Source organism: Dietzia sp. MNB45, from assembly GCF_051994785.1.
GTDB classification, from domain to species: domain Bacteria; phylum Actinomycetota; class Actinomycetes; order Mycobacteriales; family Mycobacteriaceae; genus Dietzia; species Dietzia kunjamensis.
Window position 1 is genome coordinate 2,919,934 of sequence record NZ_CP163397.1, and the last position, 25,884, is coordinate 2,945,817.

Below are 25,884 nucleotides of genomic sequence, written 5' to 3' on the forward strand. Positions count from 1 at the left end.
AACGTCCTTAGAGAATCGGCTCTGCGACGCCTCATGCACCAGCGGGGCTAAACCACCCAATGGCGACCAGTAACCACGCGAACTACAGCGATGTCAAACCACCTTCTCTCGGCCAGCTGACTCTAGAATCGCAGCGGCCAACGCCTGAACAGAGCCGGTAGGAACGGAGACCAATTGGGCTGAATCCTCGAACATCGCCAAGACCGGAAGGTCGAAAGCAGCAATCGGCAGCGAACAGGCTGCAGCCTCAGCGATTGAGTAGCCAAACGACTCCTTCAGTGAAGTCGAAACTAGCATGCCTCCCTTATCACGAGCCGAACGGAAGAGTGAGGCAATCCGAGATTGTGGCAAATTCAGGTAAAGACGAACTCTGTCCGAGACGCCAAGCTCGGAGCACTCACTCAGGAATCTGTTCGCACGATGGGGGTCATCTTCAATACTGACAATCACATGACCGATAAACTCGTTTGGAAGCTGCGCCAGAGTGCGGACAAAGAACTGATACCCCTTACCGAGATCGAATCTACCAACCCAAACCAACGGGATCGAAGAAGAATCAGCCTTGAATTTGCTTCCATCGAAGAAGTCAGCTCGACCATCGGGCGAAAAACAATGCCGGTCCACCAGGTTCGGCCGCATTTCAATCCTGGACTTCACGGATTCGGGTAGCATGCCCTCGATGAGGCCCGCCATATAACCTGACGGGGCGACAATCTTGGCAATACGAAACACCTCAAGCGCGTTAATCTCGCGTTCAATCACGCTCAAGTCTGATGAATGAAACTCGTACGTGACCGAATGGCCTAGTTCGACAGATAGCAAGTTCGCCGTCGCCGGATGGCTCAGCACGCTAATTTCTGCGTACTGAACTGTTGAAGTCAAATAGGTTAGATAGTTCGTTGACCGATCGGAGCGGATAATCCTAACCGTCACATTCTCCAAATCGTCGAAGGCGTTCAATCCGCCCTTGTCGTTGAAGAAGAGTGCATCAAACTCAACGTTAGGCTCGTCACGAGCGCGGCCCCGAATGACAGACGAAACGCCGCCCTTAGAACAGTTCGGATATACGATCAGCTTACGCATTCCCATCCCCTTCCAGCGCCTGAGTCTCGAGACCCATGGCATCAATCATTTGCGCAGCCCTATAATCCCAAGTCGCAGTTTGAAGAAACTGTTCGAGCCGAGCAAGCTCCGATTCATCCATCGGCTCTTCCAGGGCAGACTTAATCGCGTTACAGAACGAATCTATGCCTCGGTAAACCCACGTCGAAGGATACTCGTCCACCATACCCATTGGGGCAGTAACGCATCTCAGCCCCCACGCAAAGTACTCATAGATCTTATTCGGATCAACTGAATGAGTAAGTGGTTGATCGACGAAGGGGATTAGGCCAACCTTCCAATGTTCGACGATTTCAACAAGCTCATCGTGGGATTTCGGCCCCAAATAGCTGACATTATCGGGAAGCTCAACCGTAGCGGGTTTACCGTGCCCAACAATTTCGAACTTGACCTCTGGCATCCTGTGCGCAGCAGCCACAACCGCTGGCCAGTCGAACCACGCCGCAGTAAGGTGACCGACATATCCAACTATATTCTTCGTAGATCTAGCCCCGAGGAGTTCAACTGAACGTAGGCTTCTCCCATTCTCAATCACTGCCGAGTTGACGGCATTCGGTATTATATGCCTTGGCGCCGCGATGGGGATAAGCGCTGCAAGCTTGTCGTCCAATGCCTTGCTCACAGAGATAACAGGATCCGCGATCCGCAGCATCTCTCTCTCTAGAGCGGGGGAATACCATTTCGAATACCCAACTCGGTTGAATTCTTCCATATCGTCTCTCACCTCATAGACGACGTTCCATCCCCGAGCCTTGAGGTACGTTGCTGCCGCAACCGCTTGGAGGCTCGGGAATGAGCTACATATGTAGGTCCCCGCTCCTCGGCGCACTACTTCTGCCACGCGGTCCAGCATCAGGTCGAACTCATTTCGACCTACCTGAATGAGCTGATCGCTGACGAAAGCATCGTGCTCCTGAAGTGATCCAAAGGGGACGAAAACTACAGGGATACCTTGCCTAGAATAGGCTGCGCTCAAATTGTTTGGACGCAATGCAAGAGATTGATGGCCGAGTGGAGGCGCTGTCGTATCAATGACGAACACGTTGTCGTACTCGCCCAGAGAATCAAAGAACCTTCCAACGGAGTCGTTTGACACCGAAGAAAAATCAAGCTGGATAGCCCCAATCAGGTTTGCCGTCTTTGATCCACGGTCATGTCCCTGTAGATGAATTTCGCTCGCTCCCCGCGGAACACTAAGCGAGACTTCGTGGACTACTTCGGTGTTAGCTTTTGCCTCAAGAACGATACTCGGCCCAACAACGGGGTTCTGCGCCAAGTCGGAGGAGGGCATGAGCGCCTTGCCGTTGGCGCCCGTGAACTCAACACTCAACGGACAGACCGTACCTTGGTCGCCGGACACATGGCGCACTCTGACTGATACAGCGTCAGAACCCATTGGCACCGTGCTTGAGAAATTCAAGTTGGTAGCAGAATACTTGAGCGGCGTACCGCTTGCGAGCTCGGTCGCAATGGACGAACTGCCAAGAATATCTAGAGAAATTTCTCCAACCACTCCAGTAAGGACTTCAATCTTCCATTGTTTTCCACTAATACGCAAAGACCTCGACAATGGCGGGGCAACTAGTTCAAACTCATCTAGAGTCGGGCTTTTTTGGTCGCCGGGGGTCAAGTAGTAATAGTCGCCGACTCTACGCGATTTCTTCTTCCAGTTGGGAATTGGGACGTAGTTAGAATTCTCGTCCATGAATTCGATCTGAAGGAGCGCGGCCCCTGCTTGGTCGCGAGTACTGAACGACTCGACCGCCACGCGCACTACGTCACCCTCATTAACCTCAATCTGCGCGCTTGAATTCTGAACGGGAAAAACCTTGACCGGCCCAGAGCCAAGATCAATCTTCCGCGGGAGTCGACGCTCCACGTCAGAGTATGCAGCGATACGCCGACGAACACCGGACTTAACTGAGTTTAGATCACGCTTCATTCAATCCATCTTTCGTCTAGTTTTCTTCCCACACGCACTGGACGATCCGCGCGGCCCAACACTCTGACAGTCTATCCTTGCCCAGGTTACAAGGCAGCCATTTGACGCTATTGAAAGTGTGAACAGTCGAGACCGACCTCTCACGCGGAGGCGAACCGCACGAAGGCGTTCTCGGACCAACCGGCCCTTCCAGCGCGACTTGGCTTGCTTGGTCGACGCCGAACGAGCGCAGTTGACGCTAACACAGTGATCCCAACGGTTATTAATCTATCTCGTATGAATAAGTCCACTGGGCAGGTAGCAAAAAGTTGGGCTTCTCGCAAGATGCTCAGGTTGCTAGCTAAAGAACCTGATCAGGTTAAACTGTCGAACACTATGGTAATTCGACTTCATAGATCGATCCGCCGATCGTCGTAAGTAGAACGGATGAATCCGCGGAAACCCGCAACTCAAGTTCGTCTGGGGGCGCGTCGAATGTAACTACCACGTGTCCCATTGGTTCATTACTGAAGTCGAACGGAACTGACAATACCGGCGCGGGTATCGATTTACCGTAACTGATAGTCACCCAGCCCTGTATCGGCGAAACGGCTCCTTCTATTATTTCTATCCCCGGAAACGAAACCCATGTCAGGTACGCAGTCTCGTTCCCCTGCTGAAGTTGTACTCCATTCTTCAGCTGTGTCACTTCCGTGCCGGCCGCGAGATGCCATAGCTGACGGATCTGGTTCAGGTCGACTGGAGTTCTCTCATGCACGGAATCCACTACGACGAAAAAGTCTCCGCCTCGGTGATACCCAAAAATTCTATCAGTTGTTATCCGAGGTGATGGTCGAGAATGCAGCTTGAATAGGTCAATAGTTTCACTGTCTCCTCTGCTAACAAGTTCGGGCGTTCGATTTGGGTAATTCGGGCGTTCGCTATCTATAACTACATTGTGCGCTGATCGTGAACACATGAAGCGGCGCATTTCTGTCGTGCCGTAACCATGCATGCCTGGATCTACGATCCAAGCGTAGCCGCGCCCAAAGATGGTGAACGAAGTTGAATCTCGATGACCGTGCATAGGTTTATCCGGACCGAAACGCAATGAATAGAACATTTCTTGCTCAAACTGCCTTTCACCGGCCCCCCAGCCACTTCTGCCAAAGGCGTATCCCGACGGGTAGCAGACAGCTAGCGCCTCTGGCGGTGTTCCTTTCTTGCCGCGCATCCGTGCGAACTCAGTCTGTTGACTACCATCGCTAGTTGGAACTTTGGCGGGGCCTGTATCGCCTATTGTTTCCAGAAACCCGTCCGGTCGCACACCATGAACTATTGCCTCCCGCGCCAGGGTTAACCGATCGTGCAGATCGGGCAACTCGCCGTTCTCCGCTTCGACTCTCCTTTCTATGCCCCTCCACCACTGATAATTCATATCGTGATAACCGAGGGACCCCTCGGCATTGATTCCAAACTCATCGTATGAGTTATGGAAAAGTTCATTGAGTTGCCGTAAGGCTTGAGCTTCCAGGTTTCTCGAGCGCAGGAACCTGGACGCCACGTAGAGGCCCTTAAGTTGGTGCAAGAGGTGATTGCCTCGAGCGTAGTTCCTCGGGTTCGCGAGATGTGCGGCGTGCATTTCTATACAGAGAACGAATCGGGTTTTTTCTTCCGGTGGCACGAGAGGGAACCCGAGGATTAACTCGATAGTGCGCACTCCGACTGCCATATCTTTCCATGCAACGACGTGCTCGGAAAACAGACATTCATCTATCCACGATCTAGCAATCTCCAGCCACAAGCTCCGAGCTTCATCGCTTCGTTCGTGACCAGATATAGCCACGCGTCGTAGCGGGTCAATCCAGCGCAGAGTATGGAACTGGAACTTCCAGTTCGCTTGGCCAAAGGGATCCTCCTGCCACGTAATCGCACCCGGTAGGGACCACTCCGGATGTGGCGCTAGCTGGACCCTGCGATCGAGGAGGAGCGCCACCACACTTTCATCTGTGGAGCTACTCGTGAAGCCGCCGCCCAGGGCCTGCCGGTACGCGACACTAGTGTCAGGATTCATCTGACGACCAAGCTGGTGCTCACCAAGCAACGTCCATCTCAGGCGGGCTCTCAGCCACGCTGGAGGCCCTCCCTTTGGCCGAAACTCTGCTGGCTGACCTGCTACTCTCTGCCCAAGTGCCTGCTTAAGTCGTATAGACTCCTCTCGCACGCCAGTTTCTGACCCTGTTCGGTGCCACATAGCTCGACTCCTCCTCGTCATCGTTAGACTAACTGCGTCCGGGATCACCGGGACGAAGGCAACGAGAGGATCACGCCATGACACACCCCACCGTGCGTCAGCCAGCAGACCGATGCAAGCGTGTGATGGTCGTTTACGGGACCCGACCCGAGGCAATCAAGGTTGCACCCATAATCGCGGAGCTTGAGTCTGCGAACAACCTCGAAGTGACAGCCATCGTTACTGGCCAGCATCGAGAAATGCTGGACCAAGTCAACAAAGTCTTCGGAATTTCTCCCCTTGAGGACCTCGATTTGCATTCGACCGGCCAGGGCCTGAACGACCTAGCAGCGAGAATATTTGCGTCAGTACACCCCGTCTATCGCAAGTATGAGCCTGATGCAGTCGTAGTGCAGGGCGATACCACGACTGTGATGGCCGCCGCGGTAGCCGCTTTTTACGACCAGATCCCTGTCGTCCATGTCGAAGCGGGCCTTCGTTCACATGATCTTTTTTCACCGTTCCCCGAAGAGGCGAACCGGAAAATTGTTTCGCAGATCGCCTCTCTCCATCTTTCCCCTACTCCAATTTCCCGTCAGAACCTCATAGACGAGGCCATCGACCCGCGCGATATCGTGGTTACGGGAAATACGGTGATTGACGCGCTTATTCACACCGTTCGACAAGAAGTGCAGTGGACCGATAGCGCCATCAGTGCTGCAGTGGAAAGTGGGCGGAGGATACTTCTCGTTACTACGCACCGCCGTGAAAACTGGGGCGGCGCGATGGTGAGTGTCGGACGCGCGCTAAGGCGCATTTCGGACGCCTACCCTGAGGACATCATCATCCTGCCGGCTCACCGAAATCCGATAGTACGTGAGGCCATACTTCCAGCATTGGACGGCTGCACGAACGTAATAACAACCGAACCTCTCGCATATCCGGAGTTCACGCGTCTACTTGCCTCGTCTCACATTGTCCTCACTGATTCAGGCGGAGTCCAAGAGGAAGCACCCTCTCTCAGTAAACCGGTTTTAGTTATGAGAGAGAATACCGAACGGCCCGAAGCGGTTGCAGCCGGCACTGTAAAACTCATTGGTACTGCCGAAGATCGAATCGTTTCTGAGGTATCAAATCTCAAAGATTCTCCGGCGGATTACGCTTTAATGGCTCGTGCAGCCAATCCTTACGGAGATGGCCAAGCGGCTAGCCGAAGCGTCGCCGCTATCGCTGAAATGCTCGGGGTAGGAAACCGTATAGAGGACTTTGCTCCACTAACAGATGAACCTCGGCGATAGGCTCCCGATTGCGAATCCTCTTTATCACCCAAGCATGGGAGCCTGACGAAGGACCACCCCAGTGGCGGCTTCGTCGTTTCATCGACGCACTCATCGAGGCTGATCATGATGTCGACGTTGTGTCTGCTCCCCCTCACTACCCCGCCGGAACACTTACATCTTCTAACCCCTTGCATGCACCAGGTGCAGTTGACTTCACTGAGTCTAGATTGACAGTACATCGAACATCGTTCCGCGAGCACTCGCATCATCTCGCTTCCAGAATTGTTGACCAAGCTGTTGTAGCGGCTTCGACAATCTATACGTCGGTTCTGCTACCTTGTCGAACCGGGTCGCCTGACGCTGTTGTCGTATCGGTGCCCGCCCTACCTAGTCTCTTTTCTGCCCTTGTGGTTGCAAAGCTATACAGGGCGCCGCTGATCATAGACCTTCGAGATGCGTGGCCGGACTTGCTTAGATTGGCTCCGGCTTGGACGCATGAAGGGCGGGCGAAAGCTTCGCGGGCGGCAAAAGCTAAACTAGGGCTCGTTCGCTTTGCAACTGAAATTGGTGGCTTATTGTTCCGTTGTGGCCTCCAGGAAGCAACACTAGTTATTACCACATCAAGGTATCTTGAGCAGAGTCTTGATTATCTTCGAGCGGGCACAACTACAACCATATGTAACTCGCCAGTCTCTGTCGACGGTCATATCCGTCGCCAGTTTGCTGGGGTCAACCGTCGCTCAGTAGGCCCCCGACGCATCTTGTACGGTGGGACAGTTGGCCGCGCTCAGGGAATCAGCAACGCTGTCACTGCCATGAATCTGGCCGCGAAGGCGGGAGCGGATGTGACGATGCGAATAATCGGGCAAGGGGCTGAACTTGAACGAGTGCGGAATTTGGCCGAAGAGTTGGATGCGCCGGTTGAATTTTTTGATCCAGTCTCAGTCAAGGAAATGGATCTGCATTACGAATGGTGCGATGCCGTTCTAGTCCATCTACGCGACTGGGAACCACTCGAAAGGACAATACCCACCAAGTTGATCGACGCAATGGCGCGAAATCTTCCAGTTATAGTTGCAGCCAATGGTGAGGCAGCAGACATCGTCTCCTCATCTGGTGCTGGCGTTGCTGTACCCGCGATGGATTCGGACGCCTTGGCTTCACTGCTAATCGACTGGTCACGCGGCCGACCAATATCGCCAGACTCAGAAAAAGTTCATAAGTGGCTGCTCGAGAACGCTGACCCTCACAGAAATGGCGAACGTTTTGTCACGCTCGTAAGTACGGCAGCCCGTTCAAAGTACAGAAAAAGGCGCGTTCCGCACGAATCGTTCTTCCAGCACTTCAGGCTAGCCAGACACGCACTGGAGATCGGTAGAGACGACCCAGTCCATCTTGCGACACTGGTTTCTCGTCGACTCCCTCCAAGGGCGCGTTCGAAAGTTACCGAGATATCAGCAGCTTTCTTCCCCACACCCGCGCTAAAGGGTATTGCCTACGTGATCGGAGACGAACGAAGCCTCGCTGAGAAGCACTACTTACGCGCGAGGCCAGGTCGCCACCGAGAACATCTGGGCGTTTACCTCAACAAAAGCACCGCCACTCAGCGTAGAAACCTACTCGCACGACAGGCCTGGGACGTGGGAGAGATAAGTCGGGCGATCTCGTTGATGAGACCTGGGTCAAGGACGGCAGTTCGCTGGGCCTCTGTCTTGCGCGTTCTTGACCCCTCATTCGAACTCGAGCACTCCGGCGACTCGACACGTGACGTATCCCCTACGCTACTCAAACACATGTCACAACTTCGATCCGAGGCGCGACCGGAATCCTCCGCCCCGATCCGAGTACTTCACGTCCTCACGAACTCATTCCCACATACTGAATCTGGCTACTCAATTCGGTCCCATGCAATTCTCAGGTCACAGGACTCGGCGGGCATGGTCGTGGCTGCAGTGACCCGACTCGGATACCCCGAGTCGATCGGCATCTCGTCAGGTGCTGTATTTGATGTGGTTGACGAGATTACTTACGCTAGGTTGTATGATCATTCGCTCCCGGCCGAGATTGATCGCAGACTTTCACGGCATGTAGATAAACTTCTCGAAATAGTCCACGCTTACTCTCCTGACATCTTGCACACCACTACCAATTATGAGAACGCACTGGTGACGGCCAAGGTGGCGAGCCTAACTGGTTTGCCGTGGGTATACGAAACCCGGGGTGAAATGGAACAGACTTGGCTCTCGCGGATACCAACTGAGTTATACGATCGTGCAGCACATTCGGAGTTCTACCTCGGGGTCCGATCGTTAGAGGCACGAATGATGAAGTGCGCAGATTCAGTGATCGCGCTCTCCGATGTGCAGAGGGCGTCTCACGTTTCGCGGGGAATCGACCCTCAAAAGATTCATGTTGTTAGGAACTCGATTGACTCTGCTATTCTAGGTCTTTCCGACAGAACTTCGCAGAACGCGCGGAGCGCCGTTGGCATACCCCAAGCGTTCACTGTTGGCACTGTGTCATCGCTAGTGGGGTACGAAGGCATCGATACCTTGCTTCGCGCCATAGCTATACTCTCTCGCAGCGGTTTGAATATTAGAGGCGCCATCGTCGGAGATGGAGCTTCTCGGCCGGAGTTGCAGTCGCTTTCTGCTGAGTTGGGAATTGCGGATCGTGTTTATTTTCCAGGTCGAGTCTCGCCTTCGGAATCAACGCTGTGGTATGACGCGATAGATGTCTTTTGCATTCCTCGGCGAGATACCGATGTGACAAGGTCCGTCACACCTATCAAACCACTCCAAGCCATGGCTCGCTATCGTCCACTCGTTGTTTCGGATCTCGAGGCTCTGACTGAAATTACATCCGGCCTCGGAGCGGGCCTCGCCGTAACGCCGGACGATCCAATTGCGCTGAGCGAAGGGGTTCGCAGACTAATGGAAGACCGAGCTCTCTATGTTCAATGCGCCGCTGCCGGCAGGCGAGCTGCCGAGGCTTCAACTTGGGATGCCGCAGCCAACGTTTACGCGTCCGTCTACGCGTCAATCCTAGGAGGCGTCAAGTGACGCACCAGATCCGCTGTGAAGCTTTAGAGTCTGTGAAAGTAAATAAGTCAGCTTTTCTTACAATTGGCCGCAGACCTTCTCTTGATAGATATCTTTCAAGCACTTGGCGCCTAAGGTATTTTATACTTTCCCAAGCTCGCTATCGCGCCTTCACGACCGGCCGCGGCACGTACCTTGGGCAAATATGGCTATTGGTTGAACCATTACTCCGAGTCGGAATGTACTACGTGATCTTTGGCCTATTGCTGAACGTATCGCGTGGCATCGATAACTTCATTGCGTTTCTCGCTATCGGAGTCACGATTTTTAGTCCGCTTGCCGCTGCCCTCACGTCCGGTTCAACCGTACTCAATCGGCATCGATCACTTGTAAAGGGATTTGCGTTTCCCAGGATAACTCTGCTCATTTCAGATTCGCTTCGAAGCGCTTACGATGCTATCCCAGATGCGCTTGTTCTATTGGTCTTCATCTGGGTTGTCCCGCCCCACGAAAACCCACAGTGGTCCTGGTTTCTACTCATTCCACTCTTGGTGGTATCTCATATATTCGTGACTGGAATCATGTTACTCACCGCCTGGATTTCGTCAATCATTCCTGACATCAGGCATCTGTGGTCGATCGCAACCCGCTTCTGGTTCTACGCGTCCGGCGTTATCTTCCCACTTGCGATGTACGTAAAAGATCCTACGATGTCGCTTATCCTTCACGCGAATCCCGCTGCTGTGATCCTCACCATGGCACGCGAAATATTGATGGATGGCACCGTTCCCAGACTTTCCCTTTGGTTCCAATTGGTCGGTTGGTCATTGGCGGCCCTGTGTTTCGGAATTCTTCTTTTCTGGTCGCGTGAGGAGGCTTATAACAATGAGCGCTAAAGACGGCCTTTCGCGGGATCGTGGGCAGATTGCATTGGCCGCTATCGACGTCTCGGTAAAATATGAGAAATTGAGTTCATCGAAGCGCGGCGCTGGGCGACTGCAGAACATACGTTTGATTCCTTCGAGATCGACCAAGTTCGGGGTTGAGAATGTGTCCATAGTCGCTTACGAGGGAGAGAAGATTGGGCTCGTCGGTAGGAACGGCTCGGGAAAGTCGACCATTCTTCGCGCCATGGCCGGGTTGGAGAGGATATCGTCAGGAACCGTTTTGGCCAGGTCCCAGCCTGTTCTCCTTTCCGTGAGTCCTGCGCTCATTCCAGAGCGCACCGGGAACGAGAACATCGAACTGGGACTCCTCGCCATGGGACTCAGCCCGTCAGCGGTTGCCGACACGGTCCACCGAGTCGCGGACCTCGCCGACCTCGGCCGTGAGCTGGACGACCCCATCAATACCTATTCGTCCGGAATGGGGTCCCGCCTGAGGTTCGCTATCGCCGCGGTCAACCCGAACACTGACATCCTGCTCATCGACGAGGCGCTGGGGACCGGGGACGCTGCATTCCAGGATCGCTCAGAGGCCGCGATAGACAACATCATCTCCAACGCCGGCACCATCTTCTTCGTCTCCCACGTTCCGTCGGCCGTGGTCAAGATGTGTGAGCGCGCGATCTGGATGTACCAGGGTCGCCCGATCATGGACGGCGAGTCCCGCGAGGTCGCCCTCACATACCAGAGGTGGTCGAATCACACGGTGGCTAAAGAGTTCGACGAGGCACAACGCTTGATCGACGAGGTGTCCGAAGCGTATGAACCACCGCGAATCGAGCTCGTCTGACCCCTACCCGGTGTGGATTCCGCAGGTGTCCACCACGCGGTCGTCGGCGATGAGGCTCACCGCGATGTCGCGGAACTCGCGGTGAGCCACCAGGACGATCACCACGCCGGCGCCCTCGAGGGCCTCCTGGATGTCCACGAGCTCCACGTTCCGGAAGTTGCCCAGCGACGCCGGAAGCTCGGTGATGTTGGGCTCCACGGCCAGGACCCGCCGGCCCGGATTCGCCTCGGCCAGACGCGCCGTGATGCGCGCGGCCGGCGACTCGCGGAGGTCGTCGATGTCCGGCTTGAAGGCCAGGCCGAGGCAGGTGATCGGCGCGTCCGCCGCGACGTCGGCCAGCTTCTCCTCGACCTTCTCCATGACCCAGTCCGGCTTGGCGTCGTTGACGTCCCGCGCCATCTTGATGAGCTGGGAGTTGTCGCGGTCCGTGGAGACGATGAACCACGGGTCCACGGCGATGCAGTGTCCCCCCACGCCGGGGCCGGGCTTGAGGATGTTCACGCGGGGATGCCGGTTGGCCAGGCTGATGAGCTCCCAGACGTCGATGTCCAGCTTGTCGCAGATCACGGAGAGCTCGTTGGCAAAGGCGATGTTCACGTCGCGGAAGCTGTTCTCCGTGAGCTTGGACATCTCGGCGGTCCGGGCGTCCGTCATGTGGATCGTGCCCGTGCAGAACGTGGCGTACACGTCCCGCGTCCGCTCGGTGGCGGCCTGCGTGAGCCCGCCGACGATCCGGTCGTTCGAGGCCAGCTCGGCGATGATCCGGCCCGGGAGGACTCGCTCGGGTGCGTGGGAGACGTCGAGGCGCCCCTGCCGCTCGTCGGGATCGATCGCCAGGTCCGGGCGGGCGGCGAAGATCCGCTCGGCCATGTACTCCGTGGTCCCGGGGGGCGAGGTCGACTCGAGGATCACCAGGTCGCCCGCCTTGAGCTTGGGGATCAGCGCATCCGTCGCCGCGTCGATGTACTTGGGGTCCATCGAGTAGTCCTCGGCGAAGGGCGTCGGGACGGCCACCACGAAGACGTCGGCTTCCGGCGTCTCCTTGGACACCGTCAGACTCCCGGAGTCGACGGCCCGCTTGAGCGCGACGTCGAGGCCCTCCTCGACGAAGGGCAACTCGCCGCGGGACACCATGTCGATGGTCCGGTCCGAGACGTCCACGCCGATCACGTGCCAGCCACGGAGGGCGAAGACGACGGCGGTGGGCAGACCGATGTAGCCGAGACCGATCACGGCCAGACGGCCGTTGTTGATCTCTCCGCCGTCGTTGGCGGTCGGTTCACCGGTCTTGAACATGAGGGGCTCCATCTGTGCTGATCGCATCCGGCGGACCAGGGCGCCCGCCGATCGCCAACCTTAACAACCGTCCACACGTCTGCGGAGCCTCTTCAGCTCCTATCCGTCACACGCGGTGCCCGACCTCACAAGCGGGGTGCACCGATCACCCCCGCCCGGCGCCGCTGCCTATCCTCGCGGACATGACCGGACGCGCGCGCCCCACCCGTCGGCGACCGCGCACCCGCCGGCGGATCGCCGTGCTCCTGCTCTGCGCGCTCCTGGCACTCGTCCTGGTCGCCGGCCTGGCGGTCACCTCGAAGGCGGTCCTCGACCCCACCATCGACTCCCCCGCGCGCGTCGACGGGATCGTGGTGGTGGCCGGTGCCGACGACGACCGCTACACCTACGCCCGCCACCTCGCCGAGGAGGGGATGGCCGACTCGGTGATCGTGTCGGCACCGACCAGCGGCACGGCCACCCGGCCGCCCTACTCCTGGACCATCGGCGCGCAGTGCGCGACCGGCACACTCCAGGCGCGGGACGGACGGCGGATCGACGTCGGCTGCTTCACCCCCGACTCCGACACCACCGAGGGCGAGACGACCGCGGCCACGCGGATCGCCCACGAGCGGGGGTGGGAGTCCCTCCTCGTCGTCACCTACTGGGGCCACGTCTCGCGCGTCCGCCAGTACTTCGAGCAGTGCTTCGACGGCGACGTCAACGTCACCGACACCCCGCGGCCGCTCTCCAAGTCTCGCGCGGACGCCCTGCTGCACGAGACGGGCGGGTACGTGAAGGCCTATCTCTCCCCCGCCTGCTGAGCAGCCCGCACGGGGCGGGGAGGTGGGGCCGCCGGCGGCCGCTGAGGGGGGACTCACGGCCGCCGGCGACCCTCGTCGCTGAGCACTGGTGCCGCGACCTGGGGAGGCCTGCAGTCCACCGCGCCTCGGCGGAGCCGACGCAACATGAGGGGGGATTCATGTTTTGCGCCGACCGGCCATCGGTATAGGGGCACCGCCGCCATTCCACAAGTGTCAAGTGGACTCTCGCGCAGAATTTGTCGATCCGCACCGCCCGCGGACGGTTGCGTGCACTAACCGTTAGCCCCCTGACGTAAATGCCTCTTGAACTGCGCAGACGTGGCGTCCCCGCGCCGCGGAAAACGCGTTACAGTGGCGGCCGTACCGCTACATCGCGACCGGCACGGGCTAGGTGTACTGACCACGGAGGTTGTGTCTCCGGTCGGCATGGCGAGAGGGGCTGGTGCACGAGTAGGTGACATCTGATCTGGCTTGCCCTGCCGGGGCGGCCTCATCCGGCCACAGCAACGTCTGCAGCATGAGGATGTCTTTGTACACCCGCAGCGCGCACAGACGGGTCCGGCTACGCAGCGTGAACGTGCAGATCGCCAGCCGGTCCGTCGACTCCAGCGCCTCGCGCATCAGCACGTACGCCCGGTTCGAGCGCGACGCCGGCTCCAGGAAATAAGCGCTGTCGAAGGCCACCGGATCCACCTGGTCCGCCGGGACGAACTCCGTCACCTCGATCTCGTGGGACTGCTCCACCGGCAGGCTCGCCAGATCCTCCTTGGTGAGGATGACCATCTCGCCGTCCTCGGACTCGTACGCCTTGTCGCGTGGGATGAGTACGCGACAGACGAGGGTTCGGGCAGCCGGACTCCGGTGCCCCCGGTTCAGAAGGCCTCCGTAGCCTGTATCTGTGAGACCACGCTCCCGACGCCGCAGCATCATCGTGGTGCTCGCCCTTGCCCTGGTAGTGGGTCTGCCCGTCACGGGTCTGACCGCGGCGCGGGCCGTGCTGTTTCCGCAGGTCGACTCACCGGAGCGCGTCGACGCGATTGTGGTGGTCGCCGGCGCCGAGGACGATCGCTACGTCTACGCCCGCAGCCTCGCCGAAGAGGGCGTGGCGGACCACATCCTCGTCTCCGCTCCGCCGAGCGGGACCGGCCGCTACGCCGACGCAATCGACTCCTACTGCGCCTCCACCCCGGTGCTCGCTCGCGACGGTCGGCAAATCGACGTGGAGTGCTTTGCCCCCGACGTGGACACCACCGAGGGTGAAACCACCGCCGCCGCCCGCATCGCCCACGAGCGCGAGTACAGCTCACTACTGGTGGTCACCTACTGGGGTCACGTGTCGCGTGTGCGGATGTACTTTGAGCAGTGCTTCAACGGGCCCGTCTACGTGACCGACACGCCCCGGCCGTTATCCAAATCGAGAAAGGACGCCCTGCTGCACGAGACGGGTGGCTACCTCAAGGCGTTCATCACGCCGGCCTGTTGAGAGTGCGTGCGTCGCGGTACGACGCCGCCGGGAGTGGTGGACCGACGGCGCGCGCGGCAGAAGGCTGAAAGGTGGCATGCCTCCGTGGGCGCTGGTTTCCCAGCCGATTATCAAACGCCACCGGGTAGGCACCGAGTGTCTAATGAGCTCAAGACGATTGAGTCGCCGGGGCCGCGGAGGGGGAGCCCGCAGCCGCCGGCGACTCTGTCGCGCACGATGAAGGATCGCGACCAAACGAGGTCAGCGTAGTCCGCACCGTTGCGGAGCCGGCGACACCTCGAGGGGGGATAAGGCTACGCCACCGACTGCCAGCGACAATATCCGCAGAGTGGCTACTACACAACTGTCAAGTTTGTATGCATGCCTAACGACTCAAGGCCCGTCGCCGAAGGGGACCCGGAGCAGCTCCGCTTGGCCTCCGCCGCGCTCGGGCGATGGGCGAGTCGCTCGTCGTGGTGCTGGGCCATGCCGGCTACTACCCACGGTTCGGCTTCCGCCGCGCCTCCGGCTTCGGTATCCGCGCGTCGTTCGACGTCCCCGACGAGGCGTTGATGGCCCTGCCCCTCGACGACTCCCCTGCCGTCCCGGAGGGCGTCATCCGCTATCCCGCGGCATTCGGGGTGTGACCGCGCGCGCAGTCGCGGTGACCGCGGGACCGTGAGGGCGGGGTGACCTCGTCGTCGTCGTAGGCTTGACGACCATGTCTGCGACCGCGAACCTACGCCAGGAGCTCGACGCCGCCCGGGACCGGTTCGAGCAGTACCGCGTCTCCCTGAGCGCGGCGTTCGACGATCGGCCCGCGGGCGAGCTGTCCCGGGCCGTCGAGGCGGTGCTGCCGGATCTGGCGTTCCATGAGGGGCAGGCGGTCGCGGCGGCGGTGGCTCTGGATCGGTTGGGCGCCGGCGCCGATCTGGCCGCGGTAATCCGGGCGCTGGATCTGCTGCTCCTCGAGCAGCAGGCCGCGCGGCGCAGCCGGGACTTCCTGGCCGGCGTGGCCCGGGTTCTCGCCACTGTGAGGCGGCGCGAGGCGGAGTAGCCGGGTCGTCGGGGACGCACCGGCGGGTTTCGCGGGGCGGCCGGGCGAGGCGGCCACCCCGCGCGCCGGCGTGACGACCGCGCGCACCGGCAGCCGAGCGCGAGGCGGGGGCGGCCGCGCGCGCACCGGCGAGGGCGCCGGCAGGGGCGCCGGAGACAATGGGTGCATGGCATCCCCGGAACAGCGCGCACAGTTCGAGCTCCTCGCCCCTCTCCTCGCCCGCGAGGGCGTCGACGTGTGGACCGCGACCGTCGCCGACCTCGACGCCGGGATGGAACGCGCCAAGCAGCGCCACGCCGCAGCGGTCGCCCGGGTCCGCGCTGTCCTGGACGCCCACGCCCGCGACGACATTTCCGCCGCCGGCGCGCTCCTCGAGGAGCTGGAGCTGACCGCCGAGACCACTCCCCCGCCGATCCCCGACGCGCTGACCGTGGCGACGCGCTTCGCCCAGCTCGCCCAGACGCTGGCGCCGCAGCTACCGGCGGACGTCATCGGCGCGGTCCGAGGCAGGGCGCGTCTCGATGACTCTCCGGAGGGCATGGCCGACCTGTGCGATGTGGTGCTGCTCGACTGCGACGCCGCCACCGGCATCCGCGCCGTAGTCCGCGAACACGGGCCGGCGTCCGCGCTCTACGCCGCCGCGGCCATGACTGCCGCGGTCTTCAGCCTGTGGGCCGCGCACACCGGCGTCTCCATGGACGAGCTCATCAGCGCTCACGCCTGAGCGGCTGAAGCGGGAGCCCTAGTTCGGGTCCATGGTCGGATTGCCGTCTTCATCGAAGTAGCGCGGCGAGGTCTCTCCCGTTTCCTTGTCGAACCAGATCGGATTGCCGTCCTCGTCGTAGTAGCCGCACGTGGCGGCAGGTCCGACGCACCCGTCGGCCCGCGGCGGGTCGGTGTACGGAGCTGGCTCCGGCTCCGAGAGCGGCGGCGCGCAATTGACGGTGTCGGTGACGATGGACCCGTCCGACATCACCGCGGCGTTTCGCTCCCAGCACTGGACGAACCGCGGAGGGCCATACGGATCGAAGTCCTCCGGCCGCATGAACACGGGTCGGGTCGGCGCTGCCGCTGCCGGTGGCGCGGGCGCGACAGCTGGGGTCTCACTAGTCGCGGGTGCCGCGCTCTCCGCTTCCGTAGTAGACGAGCTGGGCGCGCTGCTGGTCATTGTCGAGTTTGTGCTGCTGGTGCTGGCACTCGTGGTGGTGCTCGTTGTCAGCGAGCCGGCCTCCACAGGGTCACCGCTGTCGGATCCGCAGCCGGAGACACCGAGCGTGATAACCGCGGCTGCTGCGGTAGCAATGACCAGTCTCATCTGTGGACCTTTCCGTCAGGACGAGGGGAAGTTTACGCTGTGCGCGCAATTTCGTGCGCCATTGATGCACTTCGACAAGTTCGCCACCGCGGTGACCGCGGGGGCGTGGCGGAACCTCGTCGTCGTCGTCGTTACCTACACCGCCCGGCGCTCGGCGCCTAGGTAGGCCAGCGCCGCCACCACCTGGGCGCGCGTCGCCGTGAGTAGCGTCGGCGCCTCCTCGGGGGCGAAGTGCGGCGAGTGGTTGGCCGGGATCTCCTGGCTCACCGCGCCGCGGGCGACCGCGTCCTGGTAGCGGGCGGGATCGACCGAGCCGACAGTCCAGTACGTGTACGGCACCCCGAACGCGTCCGGGATCAGCGAGAAGTCCTCCGACGCCGTCACCCGGCTGGCCTCGTACACCGCGCGCGGGCCGAAGTGCTCGACGAACGCCGCGGTGACCGTGGTCGTGACGCCCGGATCGTTGCGGGTGAGCGGGTACTGGTCGTAGTAGTCGAACTCCGGGTCGGCCGGGGCGCCCGCGGCCGCGCACTCGCCGCGGACGATGCGCTCGATCGCCGCGATGACCTGCTCGCGCACCGCCGGGTCGTAGGTGCGGATGTTGAGCAGCAGCTCCGCCGAGTCCGGGATGATGTTGGCCTTGGCGCCCGCCGTGAGCGAGCCGACCGTCAGCACCGCGAACTGCCCCGGCTCCACCTCGCGCGAGACGACGGTCTGCAGGCGCAAGACGATCGACGACGCCAACACCACCGGGTCCACCGCCGTGTTCGGCATCGACCCGTGCGCGCCCCGGCCGTGGATCGTGATCTTCAGCGAGTCGCCGGCCGAGAGGACCGGGCCCGCCACCGTGCCGATCGTGCCCGCCGCCGTGGGCATGACGTGCTGGCTCAGCGCCACGTCCGGCCGCGGGACCCGCTCGAGCAGGCCGTCGTCGACCATCGCGCGGGCGCCGGCGGCCGTCTCCTCCCCCGGTTGGAACACCGCGATGTAGGTGCCGGACCAGGCGTCGCGGTTCTCGGCCAGGATGCGGGTGGCGCCCAGCAGCGCGGTCGCGTGCGCATCGTGGCCGCACCCGTGCATGACGCCCGGGGTCTCGGAGGCGTACTCCAGGCCGGTGTCCTCCTGGAGGGGCAGCGCGTCGATGTCGGCGCGGGCGAGGACGGTGGGGGCTTCGCCGCTGGTCCCGGCCCCGGCGGGGCCCGAGTTGCTGATGACCGCCACGACGCCCGTCCCGCCGATGCGCTGGGGCTCCAGGCCCAGCGCGGTGAGCTCCTGCTCGATCCGGTCCGCCGTCGCGTGCTCGGCCATGCTCAGTTCAGGGTGGCGGTGGAAGTGGCGGTAGAGGTCTCGGAGCCACGGGAGGTGTTCGGAGACAGCGGTTTCAAAGGCCGCGGGGTTCGGGATGGAGGCCATGGCCCCAGCTTGCTCCTCGCGAGCGCCGAGGTGCACCGGTCGCCGTCCCCGTCGCTATTACTCGGTCGGTTCCCCCGAATAGCGGGTCACATCGGCGGAGCGGCGCTTACGATCCCGAGCAACATCTCTATTCGTGCACGACTGCCGCCAATAGATCGGATCTACTTTGACCTCTGCTGTCGCCAACATTGCCGCGTGGACGTTCGTCGCCGAATGCCCGATTCCAGACGATATTGGGCCATTGCTTGTCCAAGGCGAGCAGCCGATCGCCGCATATAAGACGTTCCGCGACTCTGCGATCTTCACCACCAAGCGACTCATCGTGCGGGACGCGCAGGGGCTCACGGGCAAGAAGGTGGAGATCTACTCCCTGCCGTACAACGCAATCAATATGTGGTCGTCTGAGAACGCGGGACGAATGCTCGACTTCAATTCCGAACTCGAGTTGTGGACCCGAGCCGGCCACATCAAGATCAACCTGAACCGGGGCGTCGACATTCGGAAGCTCGACCACCTCATCGCGCATCTCGTCCTCAATGGTTGACGGCGATCGGCCTCGCTCCACGGGGCCGGACGTGGTCGACGAATGGGATACAGCGTTCAGGCAGATGGCCGAGCTGACCCGTCAGCAAAAGAATGAACGGGCGTGGCGCTCAGGTCATCGGACCCTCATGCGCGAACTCGGGTTAGATCATCTCGAGGTCTACATGTGCCGCGGACTGGCGTGGCTGTTAACGCCAGACGGTTGGCATGGGCTGGGCTCCGAGTATCTCTCTGCCTTTCTCGAGTTGCTCGCCTTGCCGGTCGAGGGCGCAGAGCAGGCGTCCGTCACCACAGAGGAAACTCGCGGGGATACCCGCGCAGACATCGTTGTGCGCACTCCAGCGGCGACGGTGCTGATCGAAGCAAAGATCTCGGCTCCGGAGGGCGCAAGACAAGCTGACCGACTTGCCGAGGGGTGGAGCCCCGAGAGCGCGTCTTTGGTCTTCTTGACCTCGGACGGAGGCATCCCGGTCACAGCCGTGGATAGTGTCGACCAGTGGACAACGCTGAGGTGGCAGAACCTGGGTGCAATTGGCCGGGATCTCATGAATCGCGTTGGTCCAGAGACCATCGCCCCGGGGGCTCGAGACCTTATCGAAACGCTTGAGATGAGCGTAGAAGGGCCAGGGACAGTGGACGACTCCAAGTTGGACTTCTACTTGAATCACCGGGAGCAGATTCTGGAATGGTCTGACTTACATGGTCAGGCCGTGCACCAACTATCCACGTCGATACGCAAGCATCTTCAGCCCGTAAAGGTGCAACCTTCCGAGCGCTTCGGTGTCTGGGAGTCATTGGAGGGCAGTGTCCCCCTTCTGCAGTTAAAGGTGCCGGGTCCTGACGGGTTAGTCGGAGGATTCGTAGAACTCCAGTGGCGCCCGCGCGACCTGCTTCGCCCGGGGCTGAAGTTCGAATGGCCACAGTTGATCATCTGCAGTCATCCAGACGCCGGAGCCAAATGTCGACAGGAGGTGCAGCAAGCCACCCAGGCGATCGCTGCTTCTCGAGGCATGGCGCTCGACCCCAACCGGTGGTGGATCTGGAGAGCCTCCCTGGCACCCGAGAAGTCGATAACTGATCTCGACGAGTACGCCCGGGACTGCGTCAGGCGACTGTTAGAGCTTTGGGAAACCGTCGGGCCTGCCATCGCGGAAGCTCACACGAGGCTCGCGACTACTCCCCGCTGACGGCCACAGCACGGGCTTCGGTCTGGCTGCCACGGGGCGTCGAGCTCGACCGAGACAGAGGCCGCACCGAAGCAGTCGCTGCGCGACGGGCGCGGTCAGGCTGACTTCTTGGCCGGCGTCTTGCGGGCCGTCGACTTCTTCGCCGGAGCCTTTTTGGCCGTGGACTTTGAGGCTGTCGACTTCTTAGCGGTGCTCGAGCCGGAGCTGCCGGAGTCCGACTTGGAGGATGTTGACTTCTTGGCAGTCGACTTCTTGGCCGCGGCCTTTTTGGCGGGTGCCTTCTTCGCCGCAGTCTTCTTGGCCGGGGCCTTCTTTGCCGAGCCACTTCCGCTCTTCTTGCTGGCGGTCTTCTTGGCGGAGCCGGAGTCCTCGTCGTCGTCGTCCTCGTCGTCGTCCTGGTCGTCGGCGGCGTCCGCCTTACCGCCCCGGTCCTTCACACTCGCCCGCAGCGCCGCGAGCAGATCGGCCACCTCATCGTCGCCGTCATCGTCGCCCGAGGTGTCCTTCTCCTCCACCGTGAACGCCTCACCGCCGGCCGCCTTGGCCTCGATCAACTCCTTGAGCTGATTCTGGTAATCGTCCTCGTACTTCTCCGGCTCGAAGTCCGCCGCCATGGTCTCGATGAGCGACGCCGCCATCTTGACCTCCTGCGGCCGGACCTTCGCCTCCTTGTCCAGCCCCTCGAGGATCGCCGGGCGGATCTCGTCGGGCCACAGCAGCGTCTGCAGCATGAGCACGTCCTTGTACACCCGCAGGGCGCAGAGGCGAGTGCGGTTGCGCAGCGTGAACGTGCAGATGGCGAGGCGATCCGTCTGTTGCAGAGCCTCGCGCATGAGCACGTACGCCCGATTGGAGCGCGACGCCGGCTCGAGGAAATACGCGTTGTCGAACGCCACCGGGTCCACCTGATCCGCCGGGACGAACTCCGTCACCTCGATCTCGTGGGACTGCTCCACCGGCAGGCTGGCGAGGTCCTCCTTGGTGAGGATGACCATCTCGCCCTCTTCGGACTCGTACGCCTTGGCGATATCGGAGAACTCGACCTCCTCGCCGTTGTCGTCCCGCACCTTCTTGTAGCGGATGCGCACGCCGTCCTTCTTGTCCACCTGCCGCGCGTGCAGGTCATGGTCCTCCGTCGCCGCGTACACCTTGACCGGCACGTTGACCAGACCGAACGAGACCTCGCCCTTCCAGATGGATCGCATATAGGGAGTATGCGATATCGGGGCGTGTGGCGCCGCCGGTCGCAGGCGGACGCACCTGGAATGCTGTGGTCCATGCCCGCCGACGTCGGTCCTCTCCTCCTACTCGTTGCGGCGGCGTCCGTCATCCTGGGCACGGTCCTACAGCGGGTCAGCGGGATGGGCGTCGGGCTGGTGGTCTCGCCGACGTTGGCGCTGCTGCTGGGGCCCGTCGCCGGAGTGCTGCTGACCAACATCACGACCACCGTCTCTGCGGCCCTCATCGCGATCACGCTGTGGCGTGACATCGACTGGCGCCGCTACCTCCACCTGGCGCCGCTGATCGTCGTGGGGTCTGTGCCCGGCGCCCTCCTGGTCGGTGCTGCCGACCGCAGCTGGCTCGAGGTGGTGATCGGCGCTGTTCTACTGGGCACGCTCTTCTTCACCGCTCTTGTCCGCGTCCCGCAGGTGGGCGGCCGGTGGCCGGCTGCGGTCGCCGGGACGGCCGGAGGATTCCTCAACACCGCAGTGGGCGTGGCCGCGCCCGCGATGCTGGTCTACGCGCAGGCGACCGGATGGAACCAACGGTCCTTCGCCGCCACCCTGCAGCCAATCTTCTTCACCATGGGCGCGACCTCCGTCATCACCAAGGTCGGCCTCGGCGCCGCGCCGATCTCCGGATTGCCGCCGATCGGCGTGATCGGGCTCGTCGTGGCGATGGTTCCGATCGGCATTCTCCTGGGCGGCATGGTGGCCACGCGGGTGTCCGCGACGGTGGGGCGACGGGTCGCCGTCGTCGTCGTCACCCTCGGGGCTCTCACCCTCCTCGGGCGAGGGATCGGGGCGTTGGCCGGGGTCCTCTGAACGGGGGGCGGACCTGGCCGTGACGGCCGACGCGCCGCGGGCCTGTTCGCGCCGAGGGGACACAATGGGGCCATGGCATCCCCGGAACAGCGCGCACAGTACGAACGATTCGCCCCGCTCCTGGTCCGAGAAGGCGTCGACCTACAGACCGCGACCGTCGCCGACCTCCAGGCCGGCATGGAACGCGCGCAGCAGCGCCACAAAGCCGCCGTCGCGCAGGTCCGGGCCGTTCTCTACGCCCACGAACGAGGCGACACCTCTGCCGCCGGCGAGCTCCTCGAGGCCCTGGAGCTGACCGCCGACGCCTCTCCCCCGCCGATCCCTGACGCCCTGACCGTGGCCTCCCGCTTCGCGCAGCTCGCCCAGTCGGTGGCGCCGGAGCTGCCCGCCGCCGTCATCGCCACGGTCCGCGACAGCGCACGGCTTCCCGATGCCCCGGACGGCATGGCCGGGCTGTGCGATGCGGTCCTGCTCGACTGCGACGCAACCTCCGGCATGCGCACCGCGATCGGCGAGCACGGGCTGGCCTCCGCCCTCTACGCGGCCGCGGCCATGACCAGCGCGGCGTTCAGCCTGTGGTCGAAGCAGTCCGGGGAGTCGATGGACGACCTGATTAGTAGTCACGCCTGACGGGCGGGGTGGCCACGCGGGTGTCGGTGACGGTCGCGCGACGGGTTGCCGTCGTCGTCGTCACCCTCGGGGCGCCCGCTCTCAACCACCGGCCACGAACGCTCGGGCCGCGGCCATGACCTCGCGGTGCTGACCTTCTGCGAGCGCCTCCGCCGGTGAGACGTCGTCGAGCTGCGGGTTCATACCCATGAACCACGCGCGCACCGTTTGCGGTGCATCGACAGTGTGAATCAGCTGAAAAACCTGGAACGCGACTCGCAGATTCGCCTCTCCTGATGCGCGAGCTGCAGCCCCCTCAGCCCAGCGGTTGACGGTGCGCCGGTCGACACCGGCGATGTGCGCTGTCAGCGCAGAGCCGAGGTGATCGATCAGGAAGCGGGCGATGTCCTGAGTCGACCCTGTCACAGCGCTGCGGTGCGCCGCGCTCGACCGAGCGCCTGCATTGGTGTCCGTGGCCATTTCCGTAGCTCCCCACTAAGATGACGCGCTTCTCCTGTCCCACCAATGTCCCATAAATGCCCGCCCTGTGTCAGGGCGCCGAGAGCGCTCGCTGACACTCGGCCAAGAGTCGTTCGCGGTCCTTGCGCCACACCTGCCCCGAGAAGTCAGCCTGCAGAGGGCGCGGCTCGTCGTCGTCGTCACATAGCCACACCACCCCACGCCGGCGTGCCAGGCGGCGCTACCGCCCCGATCAGTTGGCGCTACTGCTGAGACCTCGGGGGTTGGCCGGAATGTTCTCGATGGGCGCGTGGTTACTCGGCGGGGAAGCAGTCACTCGTACCACCAATCCAGCGGAGCTGTCCGGACTTCCGGGTCCCGCGGGAAAGAGGAACAATGACCGTCTCAACCAGCACCGTCCGCGCCGTCGGAGTGACGACCTACGGGGGCCCCGACGCCCTGCAGGTCGTCGACGTCCCCGCCCAGAAACTCGGGCCGACCGACGTTCGCGTCCGCGTCACGGCCGCGACCGTCAACCCCACCGACACCTACACGCGCAACGGTTCCCGCTCGAAGACCGGAACCCCGCGCGGGGCTGCGGACGTCCCGGGGATGGACATTGCCGGAGAGCTCGTCGAGATCGGCGAGAACGCGCAGACCTCCCTCTCGGTCGGCGACCGGGTCATGGGGATCGTGGTGCCCCGCGACGAGCACGGCGCGTACCGCGAGGACATCGTCCTGCCCGCGAAGTCGATCGCCGCCGCGCCCCGCGATGCCGACGACATCGCCGCGTCGACGCTTCCGATGAACGGGCTCACCGCCCGGCGCGCTCTCGACCTGCTGGGGTTGAAGCCCGGTGAGGTGCTTGCGGTCACCGGGGCGGCCGGATCGACCGGTGGGTATGTGGTGCAGCTGGCCAAGCATGCCGGCCTCGTCGTTGTTGCCGATGCGTCCGAGGCCGACGAAGAGCTCGTCCGGTCGCTCGGTGCCGACCAGATCGTCCGGCGCGGCGAGGGCGTCGCCGACCGCATTCTCGAGCTCTACCCCGACGGTGTCGACGGCCTCTTTGACGGAGCCGTGCAGGACGCCGCCGTACTCCCCGCGGTCAAGACCGGCGGCGGAGTCGCGACGGTCCGGTGGTACCAGGGCGACGGCAGCCGCGACCTCAAGGTCCATGCCGTGAGCGTTGCGGATATGGCCAAGGAGCAGGGCAAGCTCGACGAGCTGCGGCAGTTGGCGGAAGACGGCGTTGTCACCCTCCGTGTTGCGGACAGCTACGCGCCCGAGGACGCGTGGCGGGCCCACGAGCGGCTCGAGGCCGGCGGGACGCGGGGGCGGTTGGTGATTGACTTCAGGCGGTGATGGTGGGGCGCGGCGCGGTGGTCGCCTCGGCGATGCGCTGCCGAGTCGTCGTCCCCATCGGTGCTCTCACACTCGCCTCAACCCGGACACGGCGCACAACCACAGGCAGACGCAGAACTTGCCACCGAGGGTAATCACCACCCGGTTCATGCCTGGATTCGGTCGACCGCGGTAACTGACACCGATGTTGATCGTGCTAGTGGTGCTTTCATCGAATGCCTAGTGAATGAGCACTCTGAGCAGCGGCCCTAATCCCCTCGGCCCATCGGTCCGCCCATCGCTTGTCGGGTCTGGCATCTGCTCACGCGGCATACTGCGGTTCAGTCAAGGAGCTGACCTCGAAGTAGTCTCGCGGACTCTTGGGCCTGCGCGTCCCAGTGTCGATCGTCGCGCAGGCGAATGCCTAAGGTCGCGCGCAGGACACCAGAATCGCACAGCTCGGACTGGATACCGCTAAGTCTGGGTCGTTCCTGCAGTGGTCGGCGGCGGCTAGCGACACACGGCGGCTTAGAGAGGCCAAGCACGCGTCTCGAACAACCGCGACCCGACACCCAGCGCGATGGTCACTGAAACAAGAATTAGAGCCTTCATCCAACCCGAATAGTAGTACGCGTCAATGGGACTTCCCGGTAAGGCGACCACCCAAGCTGCAAAAGCTACGGGGGCAGCGACCATGGGGTAGATCGCCATATCGGTCATCATGCCCCCTCGCGTGTCCTCACTAGCAGACAGCGCACCAGCAAGCACAACGAGCGGCGCAAGGCAGAAGAATACGCTGGCAATGATCCACTTCGCTGTCAACGAATCGGTAGGAGCGAGCGCAAATACTACTGTATACCCGGCAACGATGTCGCCCGGTATGTACATCAGCAATTTACCAATGAAGTAGTCGATGCTGCCCGACCGACTCGGTGACGAACTCGAATGAATAGATTCATACTCGTACTCACCCGTTTGTTGGCCCACGTATCGCCCCAAGCCATACGCCGTCATGACAACTCC

General features: G+C 61.9%; 24 protein-coding genes and 1 pseudogene. 15 read left to right on the forward strand and 10 right to left on the reverse strand.

Annotation, left to right across the window (positions count from 1 at the left end):
- Positions 1-93: 93 nt before the first annotated feature.
- The 3 genes from AB5G72_RS14070 to AB5G72_RS14080 all read right to left on the reverse strand — a co-directional run bounded on the left by AB5G72_RS14070 (position 94) and on the right by AB5G72_RS14080 (position 4,607).
- Complete coding sequence (locus tag AB5G72_RS14070; protein ID WP_440220150.1) at positions 94-1,083, reverse strand: glycosyltransferase family 4 protein; 990 nt, start codon at positions 1,081-1,083, stop codon at positions 94-96.
- A complete protein-coding gene (locus tag AB5G72_RS14075) occupies positions 1,076-3,064 on the reverse strand; it encodes a hypothetical protein (RefSeq protein WP_440220151.1) in 1,989 nt (662 codons plus the stop codon). Before AB5G72_RS14075 ends, AB5G72_RS14070 begins: the two co-directional genes overlap by 8 nt.
- A 373-nt stretch (positions 3,065-3,437) precedes the next feature.
- On the reverse strand, positions 3,438-4,607 hold the full coding sequence (locus tag AB5G72_RS14080; RefSeq protein ID WP_440220152.1) for a heparinase II/III domain-containing protein: 1,170 nt from the start codon (positions 4,605-4,607) through the stop codon (positions 3,438-3,440).
- Positions 4,608-5,374: 767 nt separating this feature from the next.
- Between AB5G72_RS14080 and wecB the strand changes: the two genes are divergently transcribed.
- The 4 genes from wecB to AB5G72_RS14100 all read left to right on the forward strand — a co-directional run bounded on the left by wecB (position 5,375) and on the right by AB5G72_RS14100 (position 11,331).
- Positions 5,375-6,574: a non-hydrolyzing UDP-N-acetylglucosamine 2-epimerase gene (gene wecB, locus AB5G72_RS14085; RefSeq protein ID WP_440220153.1), complete on the forward strand. Its 1,200-nt coding sequence runs from the start codon at positions 5,375-5,377 to the stop codon at positions 6,572-6,574.
- Positions 6,575-6,963: 389 nt separating this feature from the next.
- Complete coding sequence (locus tag AB5G72_RS14090; protein WP_440221503.1) at positions 6,964-9,618, forward strand: glycosyltransferase; 2,655 nt, start codon at positions 6,964-6,966, stop codon at positions 9,616-9,618.
- Positions 9,615-10,493, forward strand: coding sequence for an ABC transporter permease (locus AB5G72_RS14095; RefSeq protein WP_440220154.1), 879 nt, complete (start codon positions 9,615-9,617; stop codon positions 10,491-10,493). Before AB5G72_RS14090 ends, AB5G72_RS14095 begins: the two co-directional genes overlap by 4 nt.
- Positions 10,483-11,331: an ABC transporter ATP-binding protein gene (locus AB5G72_RS14100; RefSeq protein WP_440220155.1), complete on the forward strand. Its 849-nt coding sequence runs from the start codon at positions 10,483-10,485 to the stop codon at positions 11,329-11,331. Before AB5G72_RS14095 ends, AB5G72_RS14100 begins: the two co-directional genes overlap by 11 nt.
- A gap of 3 nt (positions 11,332-11,334) precedes the next feature.
- On the opposite strand, the gene wecC is transcribed toward AB5G72_RS14100, so the two are convergent.
- On the reverse strand, positions 11,335-12,627 hold the full coding sequence (wecC, locus tag AB5G72_RS14105) for a UDP-N-acetyl-D-mannosamine dehydrogenase (protein ID WP_440220156.1): 1,293 nt from the start codon (positions 12,625-12,627) through the stop codon (positions 11,335-11,337).
- A gap of 182 nt (positions 12,628-12,809) precedes the next feature.
- Here wecC and AB5G72_RS14110 point away from each other — a divergent pair, with 182 nt between their 5' ends.
- Positions 12,810-13,430 carry an ElyC/SanA/YdcF family protein gene (locus tag AB5G72_RS14110; RefSeq protein WP_440220157.1) on the forward strand — a complete coding sequence of 207 codons (621 nt, stop codon included), beginning with the start codon at positions 12,810-12,812 and terminating at the stop codon, positions 13,428-13,430.
- 477 nt (positions 13,431-13,907) lie between these two features.
- Here the strand turns inward: AB5G72_RS14110 and AB5G72_RS14115 are convergent.
- A pseudogene (locus AB5G72_RS14115) lies at positions 13,908-14,237 on the reverse strand (Ku protein); the annotation flags it as partial.
- A 91-nt stretch (positions 14,238-14,328) separates the two neighbouring features.
- Between AB5G72_RS14115 and AB5G72_RS14120 the strand changes: the two are divergent.
- The 4 genes from AB5G72_RS14120 (at position 14,329) to AB5G72_RS14135 (ending at position 16,673) form a co-directional block, all read left to right on the forward strand.
- Positions 14,329-14,913 carry a YdcF family protein gene (locus AB5G72_RS14120; protein ID WP_440220158.1) on the forward strand — a complete coding sequence of 195 codons (585 nt, stop codon included), beginning with the start codon at positions 14,329-14,331 and terminating at the stop codon, positions 14,911-14,913.
- A gap of 434 nt (positions 14,914-15,347) precedes the next feature.
- Positions 15,348-15,539: a hypothetical protein gene (locus AB5G72_RS14125; RefSeq protein ID WP_440220159.1), complete on the forward strand. Its 192-nt coding sequence runs from the start codon at positions 15,348-15,350 to the stop codon at positions 15,537-15,539.
- 74 nt (positions 15,540-15,613) lie between these two features.
- Positions 15,614-15,949, forward strand: a complete 336-nt coding sequence (locus AB5G72_RS14130) for a hypothetical protein (protein ID WP_440220160.1) — start codon at positions 15,614-15,616, stop codon at positions 15,947-15,949.
- Between the two features lie 166 nt (positions 15,950-16,115).
- Positions 16,116-16,673, forward strand: a complete 558-nt coding sequence (locus AB5G72_RS14135) for a hypothetical protein (protein WP_440220161.1) — start codon at positions 16,116-16,118, stop codon at positions 16,671-16,673.
- A gap of 18 nt (positions 16,674-16,691) precedes the next feature.
- Here AB5G72_RS14135 and AB5G72_RS14140 read toward each other — a convergent pair whose 3' ends face one another.
- Positions 16,692-16,922 carry a hypothetical protein gene (locus AB5G72_RS14140; RefSeq protein ID WP_440220162.1) on the reverse strand — a complete coding sequence of 77 codons (231 nt, stop codon included), beginning with the start codon at positions 16,920-16,922 and terminating at the stop codon, positions 16,692-16,694.
- Here AB5G72_RS14140 and AB5G72_RS14145 point away from each other — a divergent pair.
- Positions 16,906-17,430 carry a hypothetical protein gene (locus tag AB5G72_RS14145; RefSeq protein ID WP_440220163.1) on the forward strand — a complete coding sequence of 175 codons (525 nt, stop codon included), beginning with the start codon at positions 16,906-16,908 and terminating at the stop codon, positions 17,428-17,430. The two genes, AB5G72_RS14140 and AB5G72_RS14145, sit on opposite strands and share 17 nt — an antisense overlap.
- Here the strand turns inward: AB5G72_RS14145 and AB5G72_RS14150 are convergent.
- The gene (locus AB5G72_RS14150; RefSeq protein ID WP_440220164.1) at positions 17,400-18,677 is read right to left on the reverse strand and encodes a M20 family metallopeptidase; all 1,278 of its coding nucleotides are present in this window, start codon (positions 18,675-18,677) and stop codon (positions 17,400-17,402) included. The two genes, AB5G72_RS14145 and AB5G72_RS14150, sit on opposite strands and share 31 nt — an antisense overlap.
- A 166-nt stretch (positions 18,678-18,843) precedes the next feature.
- On the opposite strand from AB5G72_RS14150, the gene AB5G72_RS14155 reads away from it, so the two are divergent.
- The gene (locus AB5G72_RS14155) at positions 18,844-19,221 is read left to right on the forward strand and encodes a PH domain-containing protein (RefSeq protein ID WP_440220165.1); all 378 of its coding nucleotides are present in this window, start codon (positions 18,844-18,846) and stop codon (positions 19,219-19,221) included.
- A 64-nt stretch (positions 19,222-19,285) separates the two neighbouring features.
- Entirely contained in the window at positions 19,286-20,407 is a 1,122-nt protein-coding gene (locus AB5G72_RS14160; RefSeq protein WP_440220166.1) for a PD-(D/E)XK nuclease family protein, read from the forward strand.
- Between the two features lie 95 nt (positions 20,408-20,502).
- On the opposite strand, the gene ku is transcribed toward AB5G72_RS14160, so the two are convergent.
- A complete protein-coding gene (gene ku / locus AB5G72_RS14165) occupies positions 20,503-21,612 on the reverse strand; it encodes a non-homologous end joining protein Ku (protein WP_440220167.1) in 1,110 nt (369 codons plus the stop codon).
- A 72-nt stretch (positions 21,613-21,684) separates the two neighbouring features.
- Here ku and AB5G72_RS14170 point away from each other — a divergent pair, with 72 nt between their 5' ends.
- Together AB5G72_RS14170 and AB5G72_RS14175 are read left to right on the forward strand one after the other, a co-directional pair.
- The gene (locus tag AB5G72_RS14170; protein ID WP_440220168.1) at positions 21,685-22,452 is read left to right on the forward strand and encodes a TSUP family transporter; all 768 of its coding nucleotides are present in this window, start codon (positions 21,685-21,687) and stop codon (positions 22,450-22,452) included.
- Positions 22,453-22,524: 72 nt separating this feature from the next.
- Positions 22,525-23,082, forward strand: a complete 558-nt coding sequence (locus AB5G72_RS14175) for a hypothetical protein (protein ID WP_440220169.1) — start codon at positions 22,525-22,527, stop codon at positions 23,080-23,082.
- An 81-nt stretch (positions 23,083-23,163) separates the two neighbouring features.
- Here the strand turns inward: AB5G72_RS14175 and AB5G72_RS14180 are convergent, their stop codons facing one another.
- Positions 23,164-23,541, reverse strand: coding sequence for a hypothetical protein (locus tag AB5G72_RS14180; protein WP_440220170.1), 378 nt, complete (start codon positions 23,539-23,541; stop codon positions 23,164-23,166).
- A gap of 375 nt (positions 23,542-23,916) precedes the next feature.
- Between AB5G72_RS14180 and AB5G72_RS14185 the strand changes: the two genes are divergently transcribed.
- On the forward strand, positions 23,917-24,882 hold the full coding sequence (locus AB5G72_RS14185) for an NADP-dependent oxidoreductase (RefSeq protein WP_440220171.1): 966 nt from the start codon (positions 23,917-23,919) through the stop codon (positions 24,880-24,882).
- A gap of 507 nt (positions 24,883-25,389) precedes the next feature.
- Here the strand turns inward: AB5G72_RS14185 and AB5G72_RS14190 are convergent.
- The gene (locus tag AB5G72_RS14190; RefSeq protein ID WP_440220172.1) at positions 25,390-25,875 is read right to left on the reverse strand and encodes a hypothetical protein; all 486 of its coding nucleotides are present in this window, start codon (positions 25,873-25,875) and stop codon (positions 25,390-25,392) included.
- Between the last annotated feature and the right edge of the window lie 9 nt (positions 25,876-25,884).